The sequence below is a fragment of the Croceitalea vernalis genome, from assembly GCF_031846405.1.
Taxonomy (GTDB): domain Bacteria; phylum Bacteroidota; class Bacteroidia; order Flavobacteriales; family Flavobacteriaceae; genus Croceitalea; species Croceitalea vernalis.
Genome location: NZ_JAVRHU010000004.1, coordinates 32,368 through 56,669, shown reverse-complemented (window position 1 = coordinate 56,669; position 24,302 = coordinate 32,368). Strand labels below are relative to the sequence as shown.

Annotated in this window: 23 protein-coding genes; 6 read left to right on the top strand and 17 right to left on the bottom strand. The window is 34.0% G+C overall.

Features of this window, described 5'->3' with window-relative positions:
• Nucleotides 1-13 precede the first annotated feature (13 nt).
• The 4 genes from RM520_RS13245 to RM520_RS13230 are packed head-to-tail and all read right to left on the bottom strand — an operon-like array spanning nucleotide 14 to nucleotide 3,827.
• The gene (locus RM520_RS13245) at nucleotides 14-1,165 is read right to left on the bottom strand and encodes a 3-dehydroquinate synthase (protein WP_311386327.1); all 1,152 of its coding nucleotides are present in this window, start codon (nucleotides 1,163-1,165) and stop codon (nucleotides 14-16) included.
• Between the two features lie 9 nt (nucleotides 1,166-1,174).
• Nucleotides 1,175-2,059 (bottom strand): UbiA-like protein EboC, encoded by an 885-nt coding sequence (eboC, locus tag RM520_RS13240; RefSeq protein ID WP_311386326.1) that lies wholly within the window; start codon nucleotides 2,057-2,059, stop codon nucleotides 1,175-1,177.
• Entirely contained in the window at nucleotides 2,059-2,967 is a 909-nt protein-coding gene (locus RM520_RS13235; protein WP_311386325.1) for a TatD family hydrolase, read from the bottom strand. Before RM520_RS13235 ends, eboC begins: the two co-directional genes overlap by 1 nt.
• A gap of 2 nt (nucleotides 2,968-2,969) precedes the next feature.
• Complete coding sequence (locus tag RM520_RS13230; protein WP_311386324.1) at nucleotides 2,970-3,827, bottom strand: EboA domain-containing protein; 858 nt, start codon at nucleotides 3,825-3,827, stop codon at nucleotides 2,970-2,972.
• A 115-nt stretch (nucleotides 3,828-3,942) separates the two neighbouring features.
• On the opposite strand from RM520_RS13230, the gene RM520_RS13225 reads away from it, so the two are divergent.
• Nucleotides 3,943-4,524 carry a MiaE family protein gene (locus RM520_RS13225; RefSeq protein ID WP_311386323.1) on the top strand — a complete coding sequence of 194 codons (582 nt, stop codon included), beginning with the start codon at nucleotides 3,943-3,945 and terminating at the stop codon, nucleotides 4,522-4,524.
• A gap of 3 nt (nucleotides 4,525-4,527) precedes the next feature.
• On the opposite strand, the gene ppk1 is transcribed toward RM520_RS13225, so the two are convergent.
• The 8 genes from ppk1 to rpsA form a co-directional block, all read right to left on the bottom strand.
• Nucleotides 4,528-6,606, bottom strand: coding sequence for a polyphosphate kinase 1 (gene ppk1, locus RM520_RS13220; protein WP_311388317.1), 2,079 nt, complete (start codon nucleotides 6,604-6,606; stop codon nucleotides 4,528-4,530).
• Nucleotide 6,607: 1 nt separating this feature from the next.
• A complete protein-coding gene (locus RM520_RS13215) occupies nucleotides 6,608-7,093 on the bottom strand; it encodes a SixA phosphatase family protein (RefSeq protein WP_311386321.1) in 486 nt (161 codons plus the stop codon).
• A 5-nt stretch (nucleotides 7,094-7,098) separates the two neighbouring features.
• Nucleotides 7,099-7,746: a pyridoxamine 5'-phosphate oxidase gene (pdxH, locus tag RM520_RS13210; protein WP_311386320.1), complete on the bottom strand. Its 648-nt coding sequence runs from the start codon at nucleotides 7,744-7,746 to the stop codon at nucleotides 7,099-7,101.
• Between the two features lie 65 nt (nucleotides 7,747-7,811).
• Entirely contained in the window at nucleotides 7,812-8,717 is a 906-nt protein-coding gene (locus RM520_RS13205; protein ID WP_311388316.1) for a ribonuclease Z, read from the bottom strand.
• Complete coding sequence (locus RM520_RS13200) at nucleotides 8,714-9,046, bottom strand: ribonuclease Z (protein ID WP_311388315.1); 333 nt, start codon at nucleotides 9,044-9,046, stop codon at nucleotides 8,714-8,716. Before RM520_RS13200 ends, RM520_RS13205 begins: the two co-directional genes overlap by 4 nt.
• Before the next feature lies 1 nt (nucleotide 9,047).
• A complete protein-coding gene (locus RM520_RS13195) occupies nucleotides 9,048-9,974 on the bottom strand; it encodes an aspartate carbamoyltransferase catalytic subunit (protein WP_311388314.1) in 927 nt (308 codons plus the stop codon).
• 3 nt (nucleotides 9,975-9,977) lie between these two features.
• The gene (gene pyrR, locus RM520_RS13190) at nucleotides 9,978-10,517 is read right to left on the bottom strand and encodes a bifunctional pyr operon transcriptional regulator/uracil phosphoribosyltransferase PyrR (RefSeq protein WP_311386316.1); all 540 of its coding nucleotides are present in this window, start codon (nucleotides 10,515-10,517) and stop codon (nucleotides 9,978-9,980) included.
• A gap of 124 nt (nucleotides 10,518-10,641) precedes the next feature.
• Complete coding sequence (gene rpsA / locus RM520_RS13185) at nucleotides 10,642-12,513, bottom strand: 30S ribosomal protein S1 (RefSeq protein WP_311388313.1); 1,872 nt, start codon at nucleotides 12,511-12,513, stop codon at nucleotides 10,642-10,644.
• Nucleotides 12,514-12,774: 261 nt separating this feature from the next.
• Here rpsA and RM520_RS13180 point away from each other — a divergent pair, with 261 nt between their 5' ends.
• Nucleotides 12,775-13,155 carry a LysM peptidoglycan-binding domain-containing protein gene (locus RM520_RS13180; RefSeq protein ID WP_311386314.1) on the top strand — a complete coding sequence of 127 codons (381 nt, stop codon included), beginning with the start codon at nucleotides 12,775-12,777 and terminating at the stop codon, nucleotides 13,153-13,155.
• A 77-nt stretch (nucleotides 13,156-13,232) separates the two neighbouring features.
• On the opposite strand, the gene cmk is transcribed toward RM520_RS13180, so the two are convergent.
• Nucleotides 13,233-13,925 carry a (d)CMP kinase gene (cmk, locus tag RM520_RS13175; RefSeq protein ID WP_311388312.1) on the bottom strand — a complete coding sequence of 231 codons (693 nt, stop codon included), beginning with the start codon at nucleotides 13,923-13,925 and terminating at the stop codon, nucleotides 13,233-13,235.
• A gap of 34 nt (nucleotides 13,926-13,959) precedes the next feature.
• Complete coding sequence (lon, locus tag RM520_RS13170; RefSeq protein ID WP_311386312.1) at nucleotides 13,960-16,410, bottom strand: endopeptidase La; 2,451 nt, start codon at nucleotides 16,408-16,410, stop codon at nucleotides 13,960-13,962.
• 222 nt (nucleotides 16,411-16,632) lie between these two features.
• On the opposite strand from lon, the gene RM520_RS13165 reads away from it, so the two are divergent.
• From RM520_RS13165 to RM520_RS13150, 4 genes are read left to right on the top strand one after another with little or no spacing between them, the layout of a single operon-like run.
• Nucleotides 16,633-17,190, top strand: coding sequence for an RNA polymerase sigma factor (locus RM520_RS13165; protein WP_311386311.1), 558 nt, complete (start codon nucleotides 16,633-16,635; stop codon nucleotides 17,188-17,190).
• 2 nt (nucleotides 17,191-17,192) lie between these two features.
• The gene (locus tag RM520_RS13160; RefSeq protein WP_311386310.1) at nucleotides 17,193-17,753 is read left to right on the top strand and encodes a hypothetical protein; all 561 of its coding nucleotides are present in this window, start codon (nucleotides 17,193-17,195) and stop codon (nucleotides 17,751-17,753) included.
• On the top strand, nucleotides 17,731-18,831 hold the full coding sequence (locus RM520_RS13155) for a DUF4097 family beta strand repeat-containing protein (protein ID WP_311388311.1): 1,101 nt from the start codon (nucleotides 17,731-17,733) through the stop codon (nucleotides 18,829-18,831). The genes RM520_RS13160 and RM520_RS13155 overlap by 23 nt, the downstream gene beginning before the upstream one ends.
• A 49-nt stretch (nucleotides 18,832-18,880) precedes the next feature.
• Complete coding sequence (locus tag RM520_RS13150) at nucleotides 18,881-19,603, top strand: head GIN domain-containing protein (RefSeq protein WP_311386308.1); 723 nt, start codon at nucleotides 18,881-18,883, stop codon at nucleotides 19,601-19,603.
• A 62-nt stretch (nucleotides 19,604-19,665) separates the two neighbouring features.
• On the opposite strand, the gene RM520_RS13145 is transcribed toward RM520_RS13150, so the two are convergent.
• The 3 genes from RM520_RS13145 to RM520_RS13135 form a co-directional block, all read right to left on the bottom strand.
• Nucleotides 19,666-20,985 carry an MFS transporter gene (locus RM520_RS13145; RefSeq protein ID WP_311386307.1) on the bottom strand — a complete coding sequence of 440 codons (1,320 nt, stop codon included), beginning with the start codon at nucleotides 20,983-20,985 and terminating at the stop codon, nucleotides 19,666-19,668.
• A gap of 62 nt (nucleotides 20,986-21,047) precedes the next feature.
• Nucleotides 21,048-21,857, bottom strand: coding sequence for a M48 family metallopeptidase (locus tag RM520_RS13140; protein WP_311388310.1), 810 nt, complete (start codon nucleotides 21,855-21,857; stop codon nucleotides 21,048-21,050).
• A gap of 37 nt (nucleotides 21,858-21,894) precedes the next feature.
• Nucleotides 21,895-24,294 carry a glycoside hydrolase family 31 protein gene (locus RM520_RS13135; RefSeq protein ID WP_311388309.1) on the bottom strand — a complete coding sequence of 800 codons (2,400 nt, stop codon included), beginning with the start codon at nucleotides 24,292-24,294 and terminating at the stop codon, nucleotides 21,895-21,897.
• Between the last annotated feature and the right edge of the window lie 8 nt (nucleotides 24,295-24,302).

Genomic DNA, 24,302 nt, shown 5'->3' with positions numbered 1-24,302 from the left:
ACCGACAAGTTACTTATGATTTTAAACTTCGTAATGTAATAGCTTCTCTCATTTTATCTCTATCTACCTCATGAACATCACATTTTATACCAATTGCTGAAATTAGGGTAATTGTTAGTTCACCACCTAGGTGTTCCCTAAACTCTTCAATTCCTCTAAGCAAGTTGTCTACTTCATCAATAGTACTGATCGGCATTATTAGGTTAAAACCAACTGTTTTGAATACTTGTAAAATTCTCTCTAAATCATTTTTATCAATTAAACCAATCAGCTCAGCATAAGTTAGATCAAGAGCAATACCCATAGCTACAGCCTCTCCATGTCTAAGCTCATAGTTAGTTATTTGCTCTAACTTATGAGCCGCCCAATGCCCAAAATCTAACGGCCTAGATGAACCATTCTCAAAAGGATCTCCACCTTCACTAATGTGCCGCATATGAATTTCTGCACATTTATGAATTAAAGGTGCCATTGCTTTAATTTCTCTGTTCGCTAAACGTTCAGCATTTTTTTCAATAGACTTAAAAAAGTCTTCGTCTTTGATTAGTGCTACTTTTAACGCCTCAGCGATTCCAGCAATCCAATCGCGTTTTTCCAAAGTATTTAAAAAATCAAGATCATTAATAATAGCGTAAGGAAGTGCAAACGTTCCTAAAAAATTCTTTTTTTCAAAAGCATTAATACTATTCTTAACTCCAACTGCTGCATCGTTTTGAGCTAATACGGTTGTAGGTATTCGAATTAGTCTCACCCCTCTGTGAGCTGTTGCAGCAGCATATCCAGCCATGTCTATTACTGCGCCACCACCTATAACCACTACAAACGAATGTCTACAAATGCTTTTTTTATTGATTGAATTCCATATACGTTCAACATTTGATTTATCATTTTTACTAGCCTCGCCACCAATTACAGGGATTATATCTTTGATATTAATATGCGCTTGATGTTTTTTACCATACTTTTTTATATTATCCAACAAATACTCATTAGTAGCAATTACCTGTTGATCAACTACAAATATCATTTTCACTAAACCCCCTTTTTGATAATTCTTTAGAATATTTATAAATAAAGAGTTTTCAGGGTTAAAAAGACCATTGGTAAAATATAGCTTGTAGTCGTAGTTGACCGAGAAAGTCTGCGAAATAGTACTAAGGTTCATAAATCTTAATTAAGTAACAGCAAAAGCTTTTGACAACCCCATTGAAATTGGCAAAAGTAATAATACTAAAAGCCCAATAATTACATTTGAAAATGTAACTGCAATGACAGCATCTAATAAAATTATGGAAATAACTCCAGCTTTTACAGCCTTCATAATGTTTACTGGTATATTATGTCGATAAGCTCTCAACAAAGGAATACCTATTGCTAAAACAAAAATCACTAAAAATAAATAACTTGTCAAAGTCATAATTGCCTTCGTAGTATTAAAGTAAACTAGCAACAAAATAACAGTACTATATAGGCCTCCTGCCAGTAAAATATTCCTTTTATTTTTTCCATGAACTTCACCTTGACTCACCATTGTAATGGCAGCTATATAAATGATTGGAATTATCACATACTCAATATTATTAAACTCTCCAAAAATAGAAATCCCTAATAAAAGGTTGCAACCTCTGCATAAACCCATATTCAATGGACCTAAAAAACTGAATTTCTTTGAATAGCTATCATAAACTAAAATCAGCAGCGTTAAAACTAAAGCAATATAACCGCAAATAACCCCAACTAAAAAGGAAGTACTAATTCCAATGATTATTAAAATCAATCCAAAGCACACGGCTTCTTTATACTTTACTAACCCACTAGGAAGTGGACGTTCAGCACGCTCTATTTTATCTAACTCGAAATCAAAAACATCATTAAATACAACACCACCAGCATAAAGAAGTATCGATGAAAGTATTAATAACCAAGACTTATTAAGAGTCAAAAACTGATCATTTACAAAAAAACCTGCAAGGGTAAGTCCCGCTAAAATATCCGCAGCAGCCGTTGGTAAATTAGCAGGTCTACATAACTGTAAGAATCCTTTTATTCTAGAATTCATTAAACAATTTTATCATCCTCTACTTTTGGTTCTTGCCCACGAAGTACGCTATTATCATTATAAAGTTTTCTCTGGTCAATAGAGATAGGGTTAAGCCAATGCTCTTCTTTCATTTTACCAGACCTGCCAAAAGTATTGAGCGCATTCTGATAACAAGTTTTGATAACATCTTCTTTATTAATTCCCCTTTGTAACATAAGGTTTGCGGTTTTAGGTACTGCAAGAGGGTCACTTACACCCCAATCAGCTGAGCTATCTACAATGATATTTGTGCTACCAAACTTTCTTACAACTTCTACCATTCTTTCATTTCCCATTTTTGTTTTAGGGTAAATTGTAAAGGCAGCAATAAAACCTCTGTCTAATACTTCTTGAACCGTTTCTTCATTGTTGTGATCAATAATTACCGTACTTGGATCAAGACCATGCTCTAAACATACTTCCATACTTTTTATGGTACCTGCCTTTTTATCTCTGTGTGGTGTATGTACTTGCACCATCATATTGAACTCCTTTGCTAGTTCAAGTTGTTCGCGAAAATATTTATCCTCAGCTGGTGTCTGATCATCATAACCTATTTCACCAACTGCCACAACATTGTCTTTATGCAAATAAAGTGGTAATAATTCCATCACTTGTTCCGCTAAAGCTTCATTATTGGCCTCTTTTGAGTTTAGCCCAATTGTACAATAATGCCTAATTCCGAATTGACTGGCTCTAAAAGCTTCCCAACCGACCAAGCTGCTAAAATAATCTTGAAAAGAACCTACCTGGGTTCTGGGTTGACCCATCCAGAAAGATGGCTCAATAACTGCGACAATTCCAGCTTTCGCCATAGCCTCATAGTCATCCGTAGTTCGTGATGTCATATGAATATGTGGGTCAATAAAATGTAATTTTTCTTCCATAATCAATTTCTCAAATCATCCCAGGTTAGGATGCCATTTTTTAATTGTTTTTCAAACTTGGGGTAATCTACTAACATTTGTTGAATTTTTTCATCTTTAGATTTAAAGCAAACTAATGCTGCCGCTTTATTTTCAAGATGATTATCACTTTTAAATAGACGCTCGATATCGCTTAATAATTGGCCCTGAATGTAGTTAGAAACTGGTCTCCAAAATAGAGGGTCAATATCACGTGATGCTGCCCAACGCTCATGGGCATAATCAGAAATAATTCTTGCTAATTCTTTGTTAGCACGGATGTCAATACCCAATATTTTAGATAAATCACGCTGCATAAATGCTGCCTTCAAATACATTTGATTCCATTGTTGTTCATTAAAATATAAACTTGGATATGGATTGTCCATCGCTATGGCATCAAAAACGGTTGCTATGTTTGTTCTCAAAGCTTCAACACCTACAAATTTGAAATTTTCGGCATTAGGTAACAACACCAAATAATTCAAAAAAGTTACGAGCTCAGAAATATCAGCAACTTGTATTAAATTGATTACTTTATCTTTAAAAAAAGTGTCATTAGCTTCCAATACTTTTACCAACAAAAAGATTCGTGCTAACTCTAGAGTATTTGCTTTTTTACTCTTAAGATAATTTTCGATTTCATCATCGCTATTTTCATTAAAATCAATATCTCCTTGCTCAATATTTGAACTGCACAAGGTATATGTTAAGTAGAGCTTTTTAGTAGAGCATTCTTTAATAGTCTCATTTAACCTGGTTTTTAACCAGTTTTTTGAATTGCTATTAATACTTGCTTCAAATATTTTTGAAAGAGATTTTATTGAATTTGAATAGGGCATTTTAAAACCTTGTTATTAAGTACTACGCAATACAAAGATAACTATAGTTACTGCTATATATTGCCGTAAAACAGCTATAACATGTATATTTGGTTTAGAAAAAACACAATAATAAATGCTCGGACTCAAATTACCTACTGACCCAAGATGGGTCAATATTGTTGAAAAAAATATTGATGAGATTTTAACTGATCATGCTTATTGTGAACAGAAGGCGGCAAGTACAGCTATTTCCCTAATAGTTTCATTCCCAGAGTACACCGAATTGACTAAAGAAATGATAGCTCTTTCTAGAGAAGAAATGGGACATTTTAAAATGGTTCACGACTTAATACTTGAACGTGGTAATACATTAGGTCGTGATAGAAAAGATTTTTATGTAATTGAGTTACTCAAGTTTTTCCCGAAAGGAGGTAGTCGAACAACTCAATTAATCCACCGTTTGTTATATGCTGCTTTAATCGAAGCTCGTAGTTGTGAGCGTTTTAGATTATTATCTGAAGAATTAGAAGATAAAAAATTAGCAGATTTCTATCATAGACTAATGGTAAGTGAAGCCGGCCATTATACAATGTTTTTAAAATTTGCAAGACAATACGGAGACCGAAAAGAAGTAGATGAAAAATGGCAAGAACTGCTAAAGTATGAAGCCAAGATTATGAAAAATCTTGGTAAAGGTGAATCCGTTCATGGTTAAAAACTAAGCTTCAACTTTTTTCTTATAGTAATCATATATAGCAAATTGAGAGCGCACCTTAGCTTTATTATCATCTTTATATGCATTATCGTGTTTTGAAGAAAAAACTCTAGCCTTGATATTATCGTCCCAAGAAATTTGAAAGGTATCTAAAACTTCTTGTTTGATATCCTTATCATAAATTGGACAACCTACTTCTACTCTATAGTCAAGATTTCTTGTCATCCAATCTGCAGAAGAAATATATACCTTGGGATTGCCATCGTTACCGAAAATAAATACTCTAGGATGCTCTAAGAATTTATCTACCACACTTATTGCTTCAATATTTTCACTCATTCCCTCAACACCTGGAATTAAACAACAAATGCCCCTTATAATTAATTGAACCTTTACACCAGCTCTACTAGCTTCGTACAATTTGTCCACCATTTTATACGAAGTAAAACTATTCATCTTAATTTTGATAAATGCGTCTTTACCAACCAAAGCGTTAGCAATTTCATTATCAATCAATTTAGAAAATACGTTTTTTGTATAATGTGGAGATACAATTAAATGCTTGTATTTATTTATTTTGTAAGGAACTTCAAAGAAATCAAATACTTTATTTACTTCTTTTAGGATTGCATCATGAGCTGTAAACAAAGTATAATCTGTATATATTTTAGCAGTAGATTCATTAAAATTACCTGTGCTAATAAAGCCGTAACGTTTAATTCCATTCTCTTCTTCCCGCTCTATAAAGCAAACTTTTGTATGTACTTTTAATCCAGGAATACCAAAAATCAACTTAATCCCTTCCTCTTGAAACTGATTAGCATATTTAATATTGGCCTGTTCATCAAATCTTGCCTGTAATTCAATTTGCACTGTTACTTCTTTCCCATTCTTGGCGGCATTAATGAGAGCAGCGGCAATTTGAGAATTATTAGCAAGTCTATAAATGGTTAGTTTTATTTTTTTAACCTGTGGATCTAAAGCAGCCTCTTTCAAAAAGTTCACGACGTAAGAATAATTCTGATATGGTGTATAAACCATATAGTCCTTAACCGCAATCTGACCTAGAATACTCTCATTTAAATGAAAATCTTCTACTAAAAGAGGTTTTATTTTTTTATACTGCAAATCTGACCTACCGAGGCTAGGAAAACCCATATAATCTCTTCGATTATGATATCTGCCACCAGGAATTACACTATCGGTCTCCTCAATATTCATTTTACCCTTCAAAAATCGAAGGGTATCCATTTTTATTCCCTTATCATATACAAATCGAACTGGATCACTAATCTTTCTATGTTCAACACTTGACGAGATTTTATCAATAAAACTTTTGCTTAAATCGTTATCCATATCAAGTTCTGCATCACGTGTTATTTTTATCATATGAGCCGAAATATCATCAAACTCAAACATGGTAAAAATTTGATCTAAACAAAAACGAATTACATCATCAACCATCATAATGTAATTTTTTCCATTATCTTCAGATAGCACTACAAAACGTTGTAGACGTTTAGGAATTTCGATAAGTGCATATTGCATTCCATTCTCAGTAATTTCTAACTTATCATCTCCTTTCAAGACCATTCGAACCGCTAAATAGGCCGCTGTATCTTTTAAAGTTGGAAATTCATTGAGGTTATTTAAAATAATCGTGATTAACTCAGGGTTAACTTCTTTTAAAAAATAGTCTTTAACGAACGCGGCCTGAGACTCATTTACCTCTCCTTCATCAATTATATAAATATGTTCAGTGGCTAATTCTTTCTCAATTTGCTGCAGAATTTTACCGCTTTTAGCTTGTAATTGAATGACATTTTTGGTTATTTCTTCAAGTAAGTCCTTAGCTTTTTCACCACCTAGAACGCTTTTACCAGATTTACCAACATCAACAATACGTTTTACGGTGGCATATCGAACTTTAAAGAACTCATCTAAATTATTACTGAAAATTCCTAAAAAACGTAATCTCTCAATTAATGGAACATCTTTATCAGCGCTTTCTTGCAGTACGCGATCATTAAAATGCAACCAGCTGATTTCCCTATTTATATAATCGTTTTTAGGTTTTATCATATTATCTTAATTCTTTTGGAAGTATCGTCTTTATAGTTTTTCCTTTTTGCAGAGCATACCAATTATGAATATCAAATTCTATTTGAATTAAACCGGCAGTTGGAACATTTTCAATATAGGTATCTCCAAGCGTATTTACAAGTGTTGTGAAGGCGTAATTATGACCAAATATCAAAATATGATGATACTTATCTTCAATGGACTTTATAAACTTCAAAACACTTTCTCCGGAAAAATCATAAAGCATTTTACGAACTTTGAAGTTATTAAGCTCAAAATCAAGTACTCTTGTAAAAATCATACTAGTATGTAAGGCCCGATTTGCAGGACTTGAGTAAATAAAATCTACTGTGTATCCGGAATTTTTAAATTCCTCAGCAACTAATTTAGTATCATTTATACCTCGTTCTTTTAGAGGTCTATCCAAATCGCTAACCTGATAATCCCAAGAAGATTTACCGTGACGAATAAACGTAATTGTTTTCATAATACTTAGGGTTGCAGGCGTTCAATCTTCCAATTAAAATCTTTTTGTAGTTTATATCGCAATCTATCATGTAATCTATTTGGTCTACCTTGCCAAAATTCAATAGATTCTGGTTTCACTATATATCCACCCCAAAAATCTGGTCGCTCTAGCTCTTTATTAGCATATTCTTCTTCTAATTCTTTTAATCGATTTTCGAGAACTTCTCTAGAGGCTACTACTTCACTTTGATTAGATGCCATTGCACCCAAACGACTTCCTAGTGGTCTTGAATCAAAATAACCATCAGATAAATTCTTCGCTATCTTGCCTGCTTTTCCCTTAATAATAACTTGTCTTTCTAAATTTGGCCAAAAAAATGATAAACAAACAGATGGATTATTTGCTATGGCTTTTCCCTTTTCGCTATGGTAATTTGTATAAAAAATAAAACCTTCATGAGTGAACTTCTTCATTAACACAACTCGGTTCTTGGGAAAACCATCTAATCCAATAGTTGAGATTGTCATTGCATTTGGCTCGTCAGAACCCCCGGCGGCTTCCACTTGAAAAAACCATTTTTGAAATAATTCTATAGGATTTTCAACAATAGAATCTTCAGTTAATTCGCTTTTTTCGTATGATTTTCTGTAGTCGCTTAAATCTTTTTGCATAGTCCAACAAAGTTCAACAAAAGAAGGGAGAAGATAAAATCTATGTTGAATTAGTTGCTACAAGGCTATACTTCAAAAGTTCGTCCGTCTTCCGCTAAAAGAACGTTGTCAAAAATCATTTGGGCTTCTTCTTTAAACATCTCCAGTGATTTATAACGGGTGGAATAATGACCTAATACCAGTTGTCCAACATTAGCTTTCTTAGCAATGGTAGCTGCTTCTTTCGCTGTAGAATGTTTAGTTTTTAAGCATAGATGTTGTTCCGTATCTAAAAACGTAGCCTCATGATATAAAAGATCAACTTCTTTTATCTGAGGGACAATACTTTCTTGATACATGGTGTCACTGCAAAAAGCATAACTTTTTGTTTTTGGTGGATTAAATGTTAATTCTGCATTAGAGATTTTTGAACCATCATCCAAAGTTACATCCTTACCTTTCTTGATATTAGTAAATTGACTTTTATCGATTGCGTATTTATCAACCGCTACAACATTAAGAGATCTAGAGGCAGGTTTTTCTCTAAATAAAAACCCATTAGTGTAAACGCGGTGTGTTAAAGGAATTGTATGTACTGTAACTTTATCGTCTTCAAAAATTAGTTCAGAATCTTTTGAATTTAATTCATGAAAGAACAATCGATAATTAGTCCAAGAATCTCCAAGCTTCAATAACAAAGTTATTGCTTCTTTAATCCCTTTTGGACCATAAATATGCAAATCTGCTTCTCTTCCTAATAACCTGAATGTTGAAATTAATCCTGGTAAGCCAAAAAAATGGTCCCCATGAAGATGCGAAATAAAAATACGCTTGATACGAGAAAATTTAAGTTTGCTCTTTCTTAATTGGACTTGTGTTCCTTCTCCACAGTCGATTAAAAACAAATGATTCTTTATTTCAAGTATTTGAGCAGTAGGATTATTAAGAGTTCGTGGTGTTGCGGAATAACAACCGAGAATATTTAATTTCATAAACCTAAATCTCGTTCTATCTCTTCCATTTCAATGATGTCTTTCGCCTCTTGAATGGTCGGTACTAAGCATATTTCTTCTGGTATGTCTTCGAAAGAGACAACATCGCTGACCAAAACAAATGATTTATTTGAATTCCGATGTTCATTTGAAATATCTAAAAACTTTAAAATTTGGGTTGTCTTCAATTCTTTAAAAAAAGTAAGATCTACGATTACATTATCACTATTAATAGTCTCATATTTTTCTTTGAAATTATCAAAAAAAACACTTATAGACGATTCCTTTTGAGAAACTATTATGGTTGTTCCCATCTTATCGAAAACCATATTATTTAATTTTAGATGCAAGTAAATAAATAACCGCCATACGAACTGCAACGCCATTTTCTACTTGATCAAGAATTATAGACTGTCCAGAATCCGCTACATCGCTAGTAATTTCAACTCCACGATTAATAGGCCCTGGATGCATGATTACTATTTCCTTATTTAGATTTTCCAAAATTTTTCTATTAACTCCAAATTGCTTAGTGTATTCTCGTGTTGTCGGAAAATAGCTAATATCCATTCGTTCATTTTGGACACGAAGCATATTAGCCACATCGCACCATTCCAATGCTTGAATTAAATTTGTTTCGACCGCTACACCTAATGTAGTAATATACTTTGGAATTAATGTTTTAGGGCCACATACTTTGACATTAGCTCCTTGTAGTTTCAAAGCAAAAATATTTGATAAGGCTACCCTTGAATGCAATATATCCCCTACTATAACAACATTTTTACCTCCAACATCACCCAACTTTTCCCTAATTGAATAAGAATCTAAAAGTGCTTGGGTAGGGTGTTCATGTGCACCGTCGCCTGCATTAATTATTGATGCATTTACATGTTTAGATAGAAAAATACCTGCACCTGGGTTAGGATGACGCATTACCACCATATCAACTTTCATTGATAAAATGTTATTGACCGTATCAATAAGCGTTTCACCTTTTTTTACAGAAGATTGAGAAGCGGAGAAATTAATCACATCAGCTGAAAGCCTTTTTTCTGCCAATTCAAAAGACAACTTAGTTCGAGTGCTATTCTCAAAAAATATATTTGCAATTGTAATATCGCGAAGTGTCGGTACTTTTTTAATAGAGCGATTGATTACCTCCTTAAAATGATCTGCAGTTTCAAAAATGAGGTCAATATCCAGTTCGTTTAGATATTTAATTCCCAATAAATGGTTGACGCTCAATTCACTCATAAACTATCTACTTACTAAATAAACGGTATCTTCTCCTTCATTTTCTTCCCACATAACCTTTACCTTTTCATTATTTATTGCATCTACTTGTCTGCCACGATAATTAGGTTGAATAGGTAGATGACGACTAAATCTTCTATCAATTAGAGTTAATAACTCAATCTCTAAAGGTCTCCCAAATGATTGCATTGCTGTTAAAGCCGCTCTAATACTTCGTCCAGTGTATAGAACATCATCAATAAATACTACTTTTTTGTCTTCGACAATAAAATCAATATTCGTGCTGCTGGCCTCCAACGTTTTATCCCCTCGTCTAAAATCGTCTCGATAAAAAGTAATGTCTAAAAAACCAAGATTAATGTTCTTGATTCCATAATCCTCTTTTAAAATCTTTGTTAGCCTTTTCGCCAAAAAACCTCCCCTCGGTTGAATTCCTATTAAAATTGTGTTAGAAAAGTCAAGATGATTTTCCAATAATTGGCAAGCCAAACGATGAAGTATGATATGAATTTCTTTTGCGGAAAGCAGTACTTTTTGACTCATAGGCTCTACAACCAATGCATATTGGGTTACAAAAATAAGAAATTATAAAAGAAGCATTTTGAATCTAAACAAAAAGCCCTTGATGATGTCATCAAGGGCTTGTTTTCAGATGAAATGAAATTGGTTACTTTTTCTTAGAACCTGCTTCCATTTTTTCTTTCAAGGCCTGAAGAGCAGAGTTAGCATCACCTAAAGTAGTTGCTGCAGCATCAGCTGAAGCAGCCATTTTCTTTTTGGCAGCTTTTACATTGCGTTCTTCTTGCTCTCTAAATAAAGCTGTATGACTTGCGACAACTCTTTTGAAGTCTTTGTTAAATTCAATAATCTTAAATTCAACTTCTTCTCCTTTTGTAATTTTCTTACCATCTTCTTTTTCCATATGACGAGAAGGAATGAATCCTGTAATATCGTCATTGAAGACAACGGTTGCACCTTTATCTACGATATCAGATACTGCCGCCTTATGCAAGGTCCCTTCAGCAAATTCTGTTTCATATTTATCCCAAGGGTTTTCCGTGGTTTGTTTATGTCCAAGGCTTAACTTTCTGCCTTCAACATCCAACTCCAATACCTCAACTTCTAAAGTGTCACTTACATTAACAAATTCAGAAGGATGTTTGATTTTCTTAGTCCAAGATAAATCTGAGATATAAATTAAACCATCAATCCCTTCTTCCATTTCAACAAATACACCAAAGTTTGTAAAGTTTCTTACAATACCTTTATGTCTTGAACCTACAGGATATTTAGAGGTGATATCCGTCCATGGATCTGGTGTCATTTGTTTAATACCTAATGACATTTTTCTATCCTCCCTGTCTAATGTAAGAACAACTGCCTCGACTTCATCACCAACTTTAACAAAGTCTTGTGCTGAACGTAGGTGTGTTGACCATGACATTTCAGAAACATGAATCAATCCTTCTACTCCTTCAGCAACTTCGATAAAGGCTCCGTAATCAGCTATAACAACAACTTTACCTTTTACTTTGTCACCAATCTTAATTTCATCACCTAAAGCATCCCAAGGGTGCTTTTCTAATTGTTTAAGACCTAATTGAATTCTCGATTTATTATCATCAAAATCAAGGATAACAACATTTAATTTCTGATCAAGCTCAACAACCTCATTCGGGTGATTAATTCTACTCCAAGAAAGGTCAGTAATGTGAATAAGACCATCTACACCACCTAAATCAATAAAGACCCCGTAAGAAGTTACATTTTTAACAACCCCTTCTAATACCTGTCCTTTTTCAAGTTGACCGATTATTTCTTTCTTCTGTTCTTCAATATCAGCCTCGATTAAAGCTTTATGTGATACTACAACGTTTTTGAATTCGTGATTGATTTTAACTACTTTAAATTCCATTGTTTTACCAACATACTGATCGTAATCACGAATAGGTTTCACATCAATCTGCGAACCTGGCAAGAATGCTTCGATACCGAAAACATCTACAATCATACCTCCCTTAGTTCTGCATTTCACAAAACCTGTTACAATCTCTTCTTTATCATGAGCTGCATTTACACGATCCCAAGCCATAATAGTTCGTGCCTTTCTATGAGAAAGAACTAACTGACCTGTTTTATCTTCACGGATGTCAATAAGTACTTCTACTTTATCACCAACCTTTAAATCAGGATTATACCTAAATTCATTTAAAGAAATAACACCTTCAGACTTCGCATTGATATCAATAATAGCCTCACGATCAGTCATATGCACAACATGACCTTCAACTACTTCAGCATCAGCAGTATCGACGAAGTTTTCCTCTACAAGCGATTCAAATTCTTGTAGCTTAGTATCATCAACACGTTCGATTCCTTCTTCATACTTCTCCCAATCAAAATTTTCTAAGAATTCTGCTGGATCTTGTTTTGGAGTTTCTTCTTTTTTGGTTTCAACTACCTCTTGAAGTGTTTCGGTAGTTTCTTTTATTGCCTCAACAGTTTCTGCTGCCTCAGCTGGTTTTTTATCTTCAGCCATTTGCTGATAAAATTTGTATTCTACAGTTTCACAAGAGTAAAGCAATTATTGTAGAAGTAGTTTAGACTTAAATTATAAATGTTCCTTTCTCTCTTGTTTTTGCTAAAAAGGAGTGCAAAAGTACAATTAATTACTTGTAAAACAAACCTTTCTACTACACTTACATAAGAACATTCTAATATTAATTAAAAAAGCTCTAAAAATGTGACTTTTATAAGTATATTGGGTCTAATAAGTAATCAATAAATTAATAGCAACAACATGAGTGTAAAAGCAAAATATCAAGGGGTTCTAGATTTAGGGCAACAATTAGGAATAAAGAACGGTGACGTTTCTGAAGAAGCAGGTGTTTTAAAAATAAAAGGTGAGGCAAACACACCTTACGAAAAAAATCTCCTTTGGGATAAAATTAAAGAATTAGGTGGAGAAGGTGCGTCAGATGTTAAAGCCAATATTTCGGTTTCTGATGATTCTGTCTATCATAGACATACGGTTGCAAGTGGCGAGTCTTTGAGTAAAATAGCAAAACACTATTACGGAGACGCGATGAAATACACAAAAATTTTCGAAGCTAACACGAATATCTTGAAAAACCCAGATGTGATTCACCCTGATCAAGTATTGGTCATTCCAAACATCTAGAATTAAAGATTATTAAATAAAAATGCCGTTGATAAATCAACGGCATTTTTTATATTCAGTAGCACACTTGTCATCAACTAATGGCTTTTAATTAGTCTTAAAGCATAATTATGAATCCGTTCTAGTTGTTCTTTTAACCCCATATCACTATTATCAATTTCAATAGCTCCGTCCGCTTTTTTAAGTGGGGATTCCTTGCGATTAGAATCAATATAATCGCGCTCTTGGACATTTTTTAAAACTTCATCAAAAGTAACTTTATCACCCCTATCTAACAATTCTTTATAGCGTCTATTTGCTCGAGCTTCAGGTGAAGCTGTCATAAAAATCTTAAGTTCAGCATCAGGAAAGACAACAGTGCCAATATCACGACCATCCATAACAATACCTTTCTCTGTTCCCATTTTTTGTTGGATAGCTACTAACTTTTCTCTTACTTCTTTGATTGTCGCTATCTTACTTACTTGACGAGATACCCTCATGGTCCGAATTTCTTGCTCTACATTCTTACCATTTAAAAACATATCAGACTTTCCAGTTTGATTATTAGGAACAAACTTGATATTAACCTTTGAAAGCGCATTCACCAAATCATCAGTTTTAAGTTTTACATCATCAACCAAATCGTAATTTAATGCGTAAAGCGCCACCGCCCGATACATTGCACCTGTATCTACGTAAATATAATTTAAGGCTTTCGACAATTGTTTGGCTATAGTGCTTTTACCCGTTGATGAGAAGCCGTCAATGGCTATTGTGATTTTACCCATATATAAAAATACCTAGAAAATGTGATAACAAAATTTATAATTTCTTTGCATTCTTCACTTTCTGCTTCGTAATAGCCAAATCAATTACTTCGCTCATATCTCTGACATAATGAAAGGTCAACCCTTTTAGATAATCTTCTTTAATTTCTTGAATGTCTTTTCTATTCTCTTCACAAAGAATTATTTCTTTAATTTTTGCTCTTTTAGCTGCCAGAATCTTTTCTTTAATTCCTCCAACAGGGAGTACTTTTCCCCTTAAAGTAATTTCACCGGTCATAGCGAGATTTTTCTTGACTTTGCGCTGAGTAAATAATGATATCAAAGAAGTTAACATTGTTATACCCGCACTTGGCCCATCTTTTGGAGTGGCACCTTCCGGTACATGAATATGTACATTATAGTTATCGAAAACGTCGGTAGCTATTCCAAAAACTTCGGCATTTGATTTTATATATTCCATCGCAATCGTGGCTGATTCTTTCATAACTTTACCAAGATTACCGGTAATATTGAGTGTTCCTTTTCCTTTAGATAAAATAGATTCAATAAACAGAATATCTCCTCCAACGCTGGTCCACGCCAAACCTGTAACAACCCCTGCAACATCATTATTTTCGTACTTGTCACGTTCTAAACGAGCCGCGCCAAGAACTTTTCCTACTGTTTCATTAGTGGCTTTAACATCATATTTTTCTTCAGTAGCAATATTTTTAGCAGCGTAGCGCACCATTTTTGCCAACTGTTTTTCTAAAGACCTTACACCTGATTCTCTAGTATAGCCTTCAACAATTCTTTCTAATTGAGGCTTTGCGATTTTTAAATGCTCAGTTGCTAAACCATGTTCTTTTAATTGTTTTGGTAATAAATGCTTTTTTCCTATTTCAACTTTTTCTTCAATAGTATAGCCAGTAACATTAATAATCTCCATTCTATCGCGCAAAGCAGGCTGAATGGTTCCTAAATTGTTTGCTGTAGCAATGAACATTACCTTAGATAAGTCATAGCCCATCTCTAAAAAATTATCGTAAAACTCACTATTCTGTTCTGGATCAAGAACTTCAAGCATGGCAGAAGATGGATCTCCTTGATGGCTATTAGATAGTTTGTCAATTTCATCTAAAATAAAAACTGGATTAGATGTTCCAGCCTTTTTAAGACTTTGAATAATACGACCTGGCATTGCACCAATATAGGTTTTACGATGTCCTCTTATTTCAGCCTCATCACGCAAACCACCTAATGAAATTCGCACATATTCACGTCCTAAAGCTTCAGCGACAGATTTTCCTAAAGAGGTTTTACCAACTCCTGGAGGGCCGTACAAACAAAGAATCGGCGATTTCATATCATTTCGTAATTTTAAAACCGCTAAATACTCAATGATTCTTTTTTTAACATCTTCTAGACCGTAATGGTCCCGATCTAATATTTTTTGGGCTCTCTTTAAATCGAATTTATCTTTAGAAAACTCCTCCCAAGGCAACTCAAGAAATAAATCTAAATAATTTCTTTGAATAGAATATTCTGCAACCTGTGGGTTCATACGTTGCATTTTAGACAATTCTTTTTCAAAATGGTCTTTAATCTTTTTGTTCCATTTTTTCTTTTTTGCTTTGGCCTTCATTTCATCAACTTCTTCTTCATAAGAGAGACCACCCAATTCTTCTTGAATCGTCTTCATTTGTTGATGTAAAAAATACTCTCGCTGTTGCTGGTCCATATCACTTCGAACTTTAGATTGAATATCATTTTTCAATTCTAATTTCTGAAGTTCAATGTTCATATACTTTAATGTAGCTAAAGCCCTTTCTTGTAAATCCGGAATTTCTAATAAATGTTGTTTTTCTGTGACGCCTAGATTAAGGTTAGAAGAAACAAAATTGATTAAGAAAGAATTACTCTGTATGTTTTTAATAGCGAAAGTGGCTTCACTAGGGATATTAGGATTATCCTTAATTATTTTATAAGCCAACTCCTTAATTGAGTCAATAATGGCTAAGAATTCTTTATCATTTTGATCAGGTCTTGTCTCCTCTGCTTCCCTAATAGTCGCAGTCATGTAAGGATCTTCGGTAAGCACTTCAGCAACCTCAAATCTTTTCTTTCCTTGAATGATAACTGTAGTATTTCCATCAGGCATTTGAAGTACTCTTAATATTCGAGCAACGGTACCAAGTGTATTGATATCTTTTGCCTTTGGGTCTTCAGTCTCTTCATCCTTTTGAGATACAACACCAATAGTTTTATTGCCGTTATTAGCATCCTTTATTAAATTGATAGACTTATCACGCCCTGCAGTAATCGGAATTACTACCCCTGGAAATAAAACCGTATTTTTTAAAGGCAGTACCGGCAAAGTCTCAGGTAAAACCTCGTTATTCATTTCTTCTTCATCTTCTGGCGTCAATAGTGGTATTAATTCTGCTTCTTCATCAATTCCTTGTAAAGACATATTGTCAAAATTTGTGAACTTTACTTCTCCCATAATATATTGTATCGGTCATTCTGTCACCAATAGACAGCTTTCTGAAAATTATTCTTTTTTCGCTTTTTCACTCAAACCGCTTTAAAACAGCGATTTCAGTTCAATAAAAAACATAAACTCATTATCATATTGCAATTGGTATGCCATGGTTAAGAATAATTTTTAACAGAAACTGTAACAATCACTAAATTGAATCATCTATAATACAAACCATTCAACTTTTTGAGCCAACAATATGAACATACTGACCCATTAGTACAAGGGTGTCTCGAAGGAAAACAAAGTGCGCAGTTGGCACTTTACAATAAGTATTACAAAGCCATGTATAACACAGCTTTACGAATTGTAAAACATACTGCCGAAGCCGAAGACATTATGCAAGAGTCGTTTTTAAACGCGTTTACGAAACTGCATACTTTCCAAGGCAAAGTTACTTTCGGAGCTTGGTTAAAACGAATTGTAGTTAACAACAGTATATATCATTACAGAAAGCAGCAAAAAAATAGTGCTGTTGATTTAGAAGAAGTTATGTACAAGGTCGAAGATAATGATGCAGTTGGGATTACGAGTAATGGTATAACAGAACTGAAGGCTCAAAAAGTGATGGAAACCATGAAAAGTTTAAAAAACAATTACAGAGTTTCTTTGACCTTACATTTAATCGAAGGTTATGATTATGAAGAGATAAGTGAAATAATGGATATCAGCTATGCTAATTGCAGAACAACAATTTCGCGAGCTAAAGAAAGTCTAAGAAAAAAATTGACAGTAAATGCCTAATTATGGAAAAGGATGATATAAAACTACTTTTTGAAAACCTGGAGAATAATTTTGATACAGAAAACCCAAGTAACGGGCACGAAGCACGTTTTTTAGAAAAACTGAATCAATCAAACGGTGTTGTTCAATTAAGTAAAAAGAAGACAACTTGGTGGAAACCTCTTTCAATTGCTGCTTCAATAATTGTCGTTTGTGTTTTGGCATTAACCCTGAACAATAATCAAACAAGTCTTAAAGAACAAGTAGTTGAAATTTCACCTGAAGTTTCAGATACTGAATTTTATTTTGCCAGCCTAATTGAAGAACAAGTACAAGAGCTAAGAACATTAAAAACTCCTCAAAATGAGCAGCTAGTAGATGACACTTTAAAACAACTAAAACGGTTAGAAATTGATTACAACAACCTTGAGCAAGAACTTGTAGACGGTGGAGATAGCAAGCTAATTTTGAATGCTATGATTAACAATTTTCAAACAAGAATTGATTTGCTAAAAGAAGTACTAACCACAATTGAATCTATAAAAAATTTAAATTATCAAGATGAAACGAACTTTACTATTTAAATACATAAGCCTAACATTTTTATTGGTATCCTCTTTTACTGTTTCGGCTGCCTATGGTGGTGGAATGAAAGGTAAGTACACCAAAGAAAAAAAGATTAACAAAGAATTTAGCGTGAATTCTGATGCTCTTTTCAAAGTTAAAAACAGTTATGGGAACCTTAATATAACCTCATGGAATGAAAACAGAGTTGTTATTGAAGTGAACATAAAAACAAATGGTAATAACGAGGAAAAAGTTGCGGAACGTTTGAATGAAATTGATATTGATTTTGAAAATAGTGCCAGCCTTGTTGCTGCTATGACCAGATTTGGAGAACGAAACAATAATTGGGGTTGGAACTGGGGTAAACGAAATAATGTAAGTGTGCAAGTAAACTATACGATTAAATTACCAGTAAAGAACAGTGTTCATTTAAATAACGATTACGGTAATATTTACCTGGATCGTATTGATGGGCATGCTAAAATCAATTGTGACTATGGTAAAATGGAAATAGGAGAACTCAGAGGAAGAAATAATGAACTGCGATTTGACTACACATCAAGATCCACTTTTGAATATGTAAATAGCGCAGAAATAATTGCGGACTATTCTGGCTTTACAATTGAAAAAGCCGGTGACTTAAAGATAAATGCCGATTATACTAATGCAGTTATTAAAGAGATGGGCGACCTCTCCTATACTTCGGATTATGGCTCAATGGAGGTCGGCAGTGTTCAAAGTATTTCAGGTAATGGTGATTATTTTGGTGTTAAACTAGGCAGAGTTTATGGAGACCTAAGTATTACTGCTGATTACGGATCAATTAAGATTGATAAAATGACCGCTGAAGCTGGAGACTTGTCTATTAAATCTGATTATACAGGTATCAAAATTGGATACGACCCAGGCTATCATTTTGATTTTGAAATATCAGCCGAATATGCTGGTGTTAGCGGAAAAGATGATTTCACGATTAATATTAGCAAAGAAAAATCTGGAGACAAATATTATAAAGGATATTACGGTGAACCCAATTCAGGGAATACCTTAAATATTACAACCGATTACGGTGGTGTATCATTTTATAAAAATTAATATCAATCAATAACAAAAGCTCGGTCAAACTGGGTAAAAAAACACAATCATGAAAAAAGTAATAACATTAAGTTTAGTATTATTTACCATTGCTGCTAGTGCCCAATGGGGAAAAAGAGTAAAAGGAAACGGAAAAACTGTGACTATTGAACGGTCTGTTGGGGAATATGATGCAATTGCGGTATCAGGATGGTTTGATGTAAATCTGGTAGCGGGCAATGAGGGTGAACTTACCCTTAAAGGCGAAGAAAATCTACTAGAGTACATAAAGACAGAAGTTAAAGACGGAAAACTTGTAATTAAAACTGAAAAGGGTGTGAATTTAAAACCTTCAAATTGGAATTCAGGTATTTATGTCACTGTTCCTGTAGAATCCGTTGATATGGTTGCCTTATCAGGTTCTGGTGATATTGTAGGAGAAACTACAATTAAATCTAATGATTTTAAAACAGCAATGTCTGGTTCTGGTGATATTACTTTATCTGTTGAGGCTAACTCCATAGACGCCTCTATGTCTGGTTCTGGAGATATCAACTTATCAGGTACTGTTCAAGACTTTGAAGCTACAATTTCTGGTTCTGGCGATATCAAAGCGTATGATTTAAAAGCCGCAAATGTTTATGCGCAAGTTTCTGGATCTGCCGACATTAAAGTTACTGCAACGGAAATGATAAAAGCAAGAGTTTCTGGATCTGGTGATATAAGTTATAAAGGAAATCCAAAGAAGATTGACACCAAAACTTCTGGTTCTGGTGATATATCGAGTTATTAAAACTAAAATAATCAAAAGACGATCATTTCAATCAATTAACGTTGAAAGCCCTAACTGAATAGTTAGGGCTTTTTATGTACTCTAGTTAATAGAAAAGCACCTATTAAAAAGAATATTCCTAAAAAAATAGTGCTGCTTCTCATACTGCCAGTTAGTTGTGCAATTAACCCATACATTAAAGTACCAATTACAATTCCTATTTTTTCTGCAACATCATAAAAACTAAAGAAAGATGTAGTATCAGTAGTATCAGGTAAAAATTTTGAGTAGGTCGACCTAGAAAGTGCCTGAATTCCGCCCATAACTAAACCAACAAGTCCGGCAGCAATATAAAAATCCGTTGGGGTTATCAAGAAATAGGCATAAATACATAGTAGAAGCCATAAAATATTAATGACAACAAGAGTTTTGATATTACCAAATTTATCTGAAGCTTTTGCAGTTATGGTTGCTCCAAAAATTGCCACTACTTGAATTACCAAAATACTTACAATTAAACCTGTAGTCCTTTCATTATCTGTACCCCAATTAATTTCTTCCTCGCCAAAATAAGTAGCAATTAGCATTATGGTCTGAACCGCCATGCTGTAAACAAAAAATGCACCCAAATAACGCTTAAGTTGTAATTGACCACCTAATTGCTTCCATACACTTTTAAGCTCTTTAAATCCATTTAACACCACATTCTTTCGTTCTCCTTCGCGTTTATAGCCTTTTGGCAAATGAGCAAAAGTATATTGACTAAAAAGCGCCCACCAAATTCCAACGGTTACAAATGAATACTTCATTGCTTTAACTTCGGCCACTTGACCTTCATTTGTAATACCAAAAACATCTGGCTTCATAACCATAGCTAGGTTAAAAACAAGTAAAATCACACTTCCTATATAACCCAGCGAAAATCCTTTTGCACTAATTCCATCTTGCTGTTCAGGGTAGGCAATATCTGGTAAATATGAATTATTAATTGCAAAACTTACCCAAAACCCAACCAATCCAAAGAAATAACACAGCAAACCAAAATAGATGTTCTCTAGAGAAAACCAGTATAAACCAACACAAGAAATTGCACCGAGATAACAAAAGAATTTTAAAAAAATTCTTTTGTTTCCTAAGTAATCTGCAATACCAGAAACTAAAGGAGTAACTATTGCAATAAATACGAAAGCGGCTGAAGTGACATAACTAATTAAAGGAGCCCGTGCTATTTCTCCTCCAAAAATAGTTACTTTTTCAATCTCAGCAACTCGAAATAGTGCCCCATAAAAAATTGGGAAAATAGCTGACGAAATTACTAAGCTGTATACAGAATTAGCCCAATCATAAAAGGCCCATGCGTTTAATAACTTCTTAGTTCCTTTTAACTCCAATGCTTTTGCCATACCCTAAAAATAGAAAAGCTGTTCGAAAAGAACAGCTTTTATTATTATTAATTGATTGCAGTTTATCTAAAAGATGTAACTCCAAACTTAGTAGCCTCTTCTTTAGCAAGCGGAGCCCATGCAGTCAAATTATTTATTCTCGTATCATTTGATGGGTGAGTACTCATGAATTCTGGTGGGGCTTCTCCCCCGCTATTAGCTTTCATTCGTTTCCATAGCTCGGCAGCTTCATAAGGATCATACCCAGCAATTGCCATGATATGTAATCCAATATTATCGGCTTCAGTTTCATGACTACGACTAAAAGGTAGCATAACGCCTAATTGTGAACCAACCCCATATGCTTGATTAAACATATTACGTTTTTCAGGATCCTGAATTGCTACATTACCTGCTACTGCTCCAATCTGTTGCAATGTACCGGCACTCATACGCTGAGCACCATGGTCTGCAAGTGCATGGGCAACTTCATGTCCCATTACAACTGCAACACCGGTTTCAGTTTGAGTGATTGGTAATATTCCGGTATAAAAAACAATTTTTCCACCTGGCATGCACCAGGCATTTACTGTTTCATCATTTACCAAGTTATACTCCCATTTATAATCTTTTAAATAACCGGGGTGACCATTGGCGTTTAACCAAGTTTCAGCCGCTTTTGCAATACGTTGCCCAACATTTGTGATCATTTGAGCATCTTTAGTACCTGTAATTACTTTATTCTCCGTTAAAAACTGGTCATACTGTGCAAAGGCCATGGGGAATATTTGCTGATTTCCGTAAAAATTCAACATTTTTTTACCTGTAAAGGGATTTGTTTTACAAGCTACAACAGCAAAAAAAATAGCAATTGTTAAAAATAATTTTCTCATAATGTATAGTGTTTATAGCTTCAAATTACGAAAAAAATTATTGTCCAAAAATATGTAATTCGGTAAAGTCTTTACTGACTTCTATACTATTACCTCCGTCAAAGTTGATTGATTTTAAATCTACCATTTCATTATCCACTTCTATATTCTCTATCTTGAAAGGTAATCCATGAAATTGAAGCTTAAAGGTTTCATAGGTAGTAATATAACTACCATCTTTAAACTGTTGCATAATCAATTCATTCTCTTTACCTCGTTGACGAAATTTTCTAAGACTAAAACGACCTTTTTTATAGTCATAACCTTCTTGTTGATCTTCATAAACCGTTGATGTTTCAACTCCTTCTTTATAATAAACATCAAGCTTTAATTCTCTAATCTCTTTTTCACCAACATATTGCTGTATCGGATATTTTGGAATAATTGCACCGGCTTTGATAAATAAAGGAATCTTGTCAATATCAGCAGAAACCCATTTTTCTATGCCTCCATCAACAACTTCTTCAGTCCAATAGTTGTACCATTTTCCTTTGGGAATATACATCCTTCTTCCTTTTGCATTGGCCTCTTGCACCGGACAGACTAGTATTTGTTCTCCGAATAAAAACTCATCTGTTCTAAAATGCGTCTGCGTGTCTTCTTGGTCATAATAGACTAAAGATTGTAACATTGGTACCCCTTCTTTTACATACTTATAAAACATAGTATACAAGTAAGGTAATAGTTGATAACGTAGTTCAATAAATTTTCTAGTAATATCCGTAACTTCATCACCAAAAGACCAAGGTTCTTGCTCTCCATGATCTCCACTTGAATGTACTCTGCAGAAAGGGTGAAAAACACCCAGTTGAATCCAACGTGCAAAAAGTTCGCCGTTAGGTTGTTCAGCAAAACCACCAATATCTGAACCAACGAAAGAATAGCCGCTCATACACATACGTTGCATTTGCACATTAGCAATCCATAGATGCTCCCATGTAGCAACGTTATCACCTGTCCAAGTTGCACAATATCGTTGAGTGCCAGAGTATCCAGCACGTGTAAGAACAAAAGGCCTTTTTGGAAAAGTATATTTCTTTATTCCTTCAAAAGTGGCACGAACCATTTGCATGCCATATATATTGTGTGCTTTTCTATGACTACAAGGGTGACCATCATAGTCATGGCGTACATCAAGATTAGCTGTTTTTGTAGGTACTTCCATAATTGCAGGTTCATTCATATCGTTCCAAACCCCATGAACTCCAACTTCAGCAATCATCTCTTTATATAGACCAGCCCACCATTCTCTTACTTCAGGATTAGTGAAGTCTGGAAACTTACATTCTCCAGGCCAAACTTTACCCTTAAAATGTGGCCCATCAGCTCTTCGACAGAAGTAACCATTATCCATTGCTTGTTTATAAACCCAATAATCACGATCAATTTTAATTCCAGGGTCTATCATCGTAACCGTTTTAAACCCATCTTCATAAAGATCATCAACCATCTTTTTAGGATTCGGAAAACGACGATTATTCCAAGTAAAACAACGAAAACCTTCCATATAATCGATATCCAAGTAAATGGCATCGCAAGGAATTTTAAGCTCTCTGAAGGTTGATGCAATCTTTTTTACTTTTTTCTCAGGATAATAACTCCATTTTGATTGGTGAAATCCCAAAGCCCATAAGGGTGGTAGTTCGGGTACCCCCGTTAAATCAGTATAAGCTTCTACAACTTGTGAAATTTTTGGCCCATAAAAGAAATAGTAATTCATTTCACCACCATCAGCCCAAAAGCTTGTAACATTTCGACGCTCATGTGCAAAATCAAAATAAGTACTGAAAGAATTGTCAAAAAATATTCCATAAGCTGCATCACTATGCAAGCCCACATAAAAGGGAATCGACTTATAAAGCGGTTCTTGATCTTTGCCGTAAGCGTAAGAATCTGTAACCCAATTGTTAATTCGTTTACCCTTTAAATTAGTATGGGAGGCCTTGTCACCCATACCATAAAAACTTTCGGCTGATTGTGTGACCTTAGTCATCTTAACAATATTACCTCCATAATCATAATTCTCTTCCCAATGAAAACCGAACTCATCTTCATTAATCACCAAATCATTTAAATCGGTAATTTCAACTTTAAGGTTGGTTTTATTGATATGGATTTTAATTTTTGAGGTGATAATAACAAATTCGGGTATTTCGTCTAAGACTTCAAGTTCATTATAGCCTTTACTTGCATCTTCGCTAATAGCGTATGAAAAGTCAGGCTCAAAAGCATGCTCAGTTGCATATCTAAATCTAATAGCACTATCTCTTAAAACGGTTAATTCTAATATTACACCATTCTGTGTAGTAAAGTACAACTTGTCATTATCTTGCCTAAAATCTACTATATGGTTGGGGTATAAATTACCCCTTTTCTCTATTTCAGTATTGGTAATCATAAATGAAT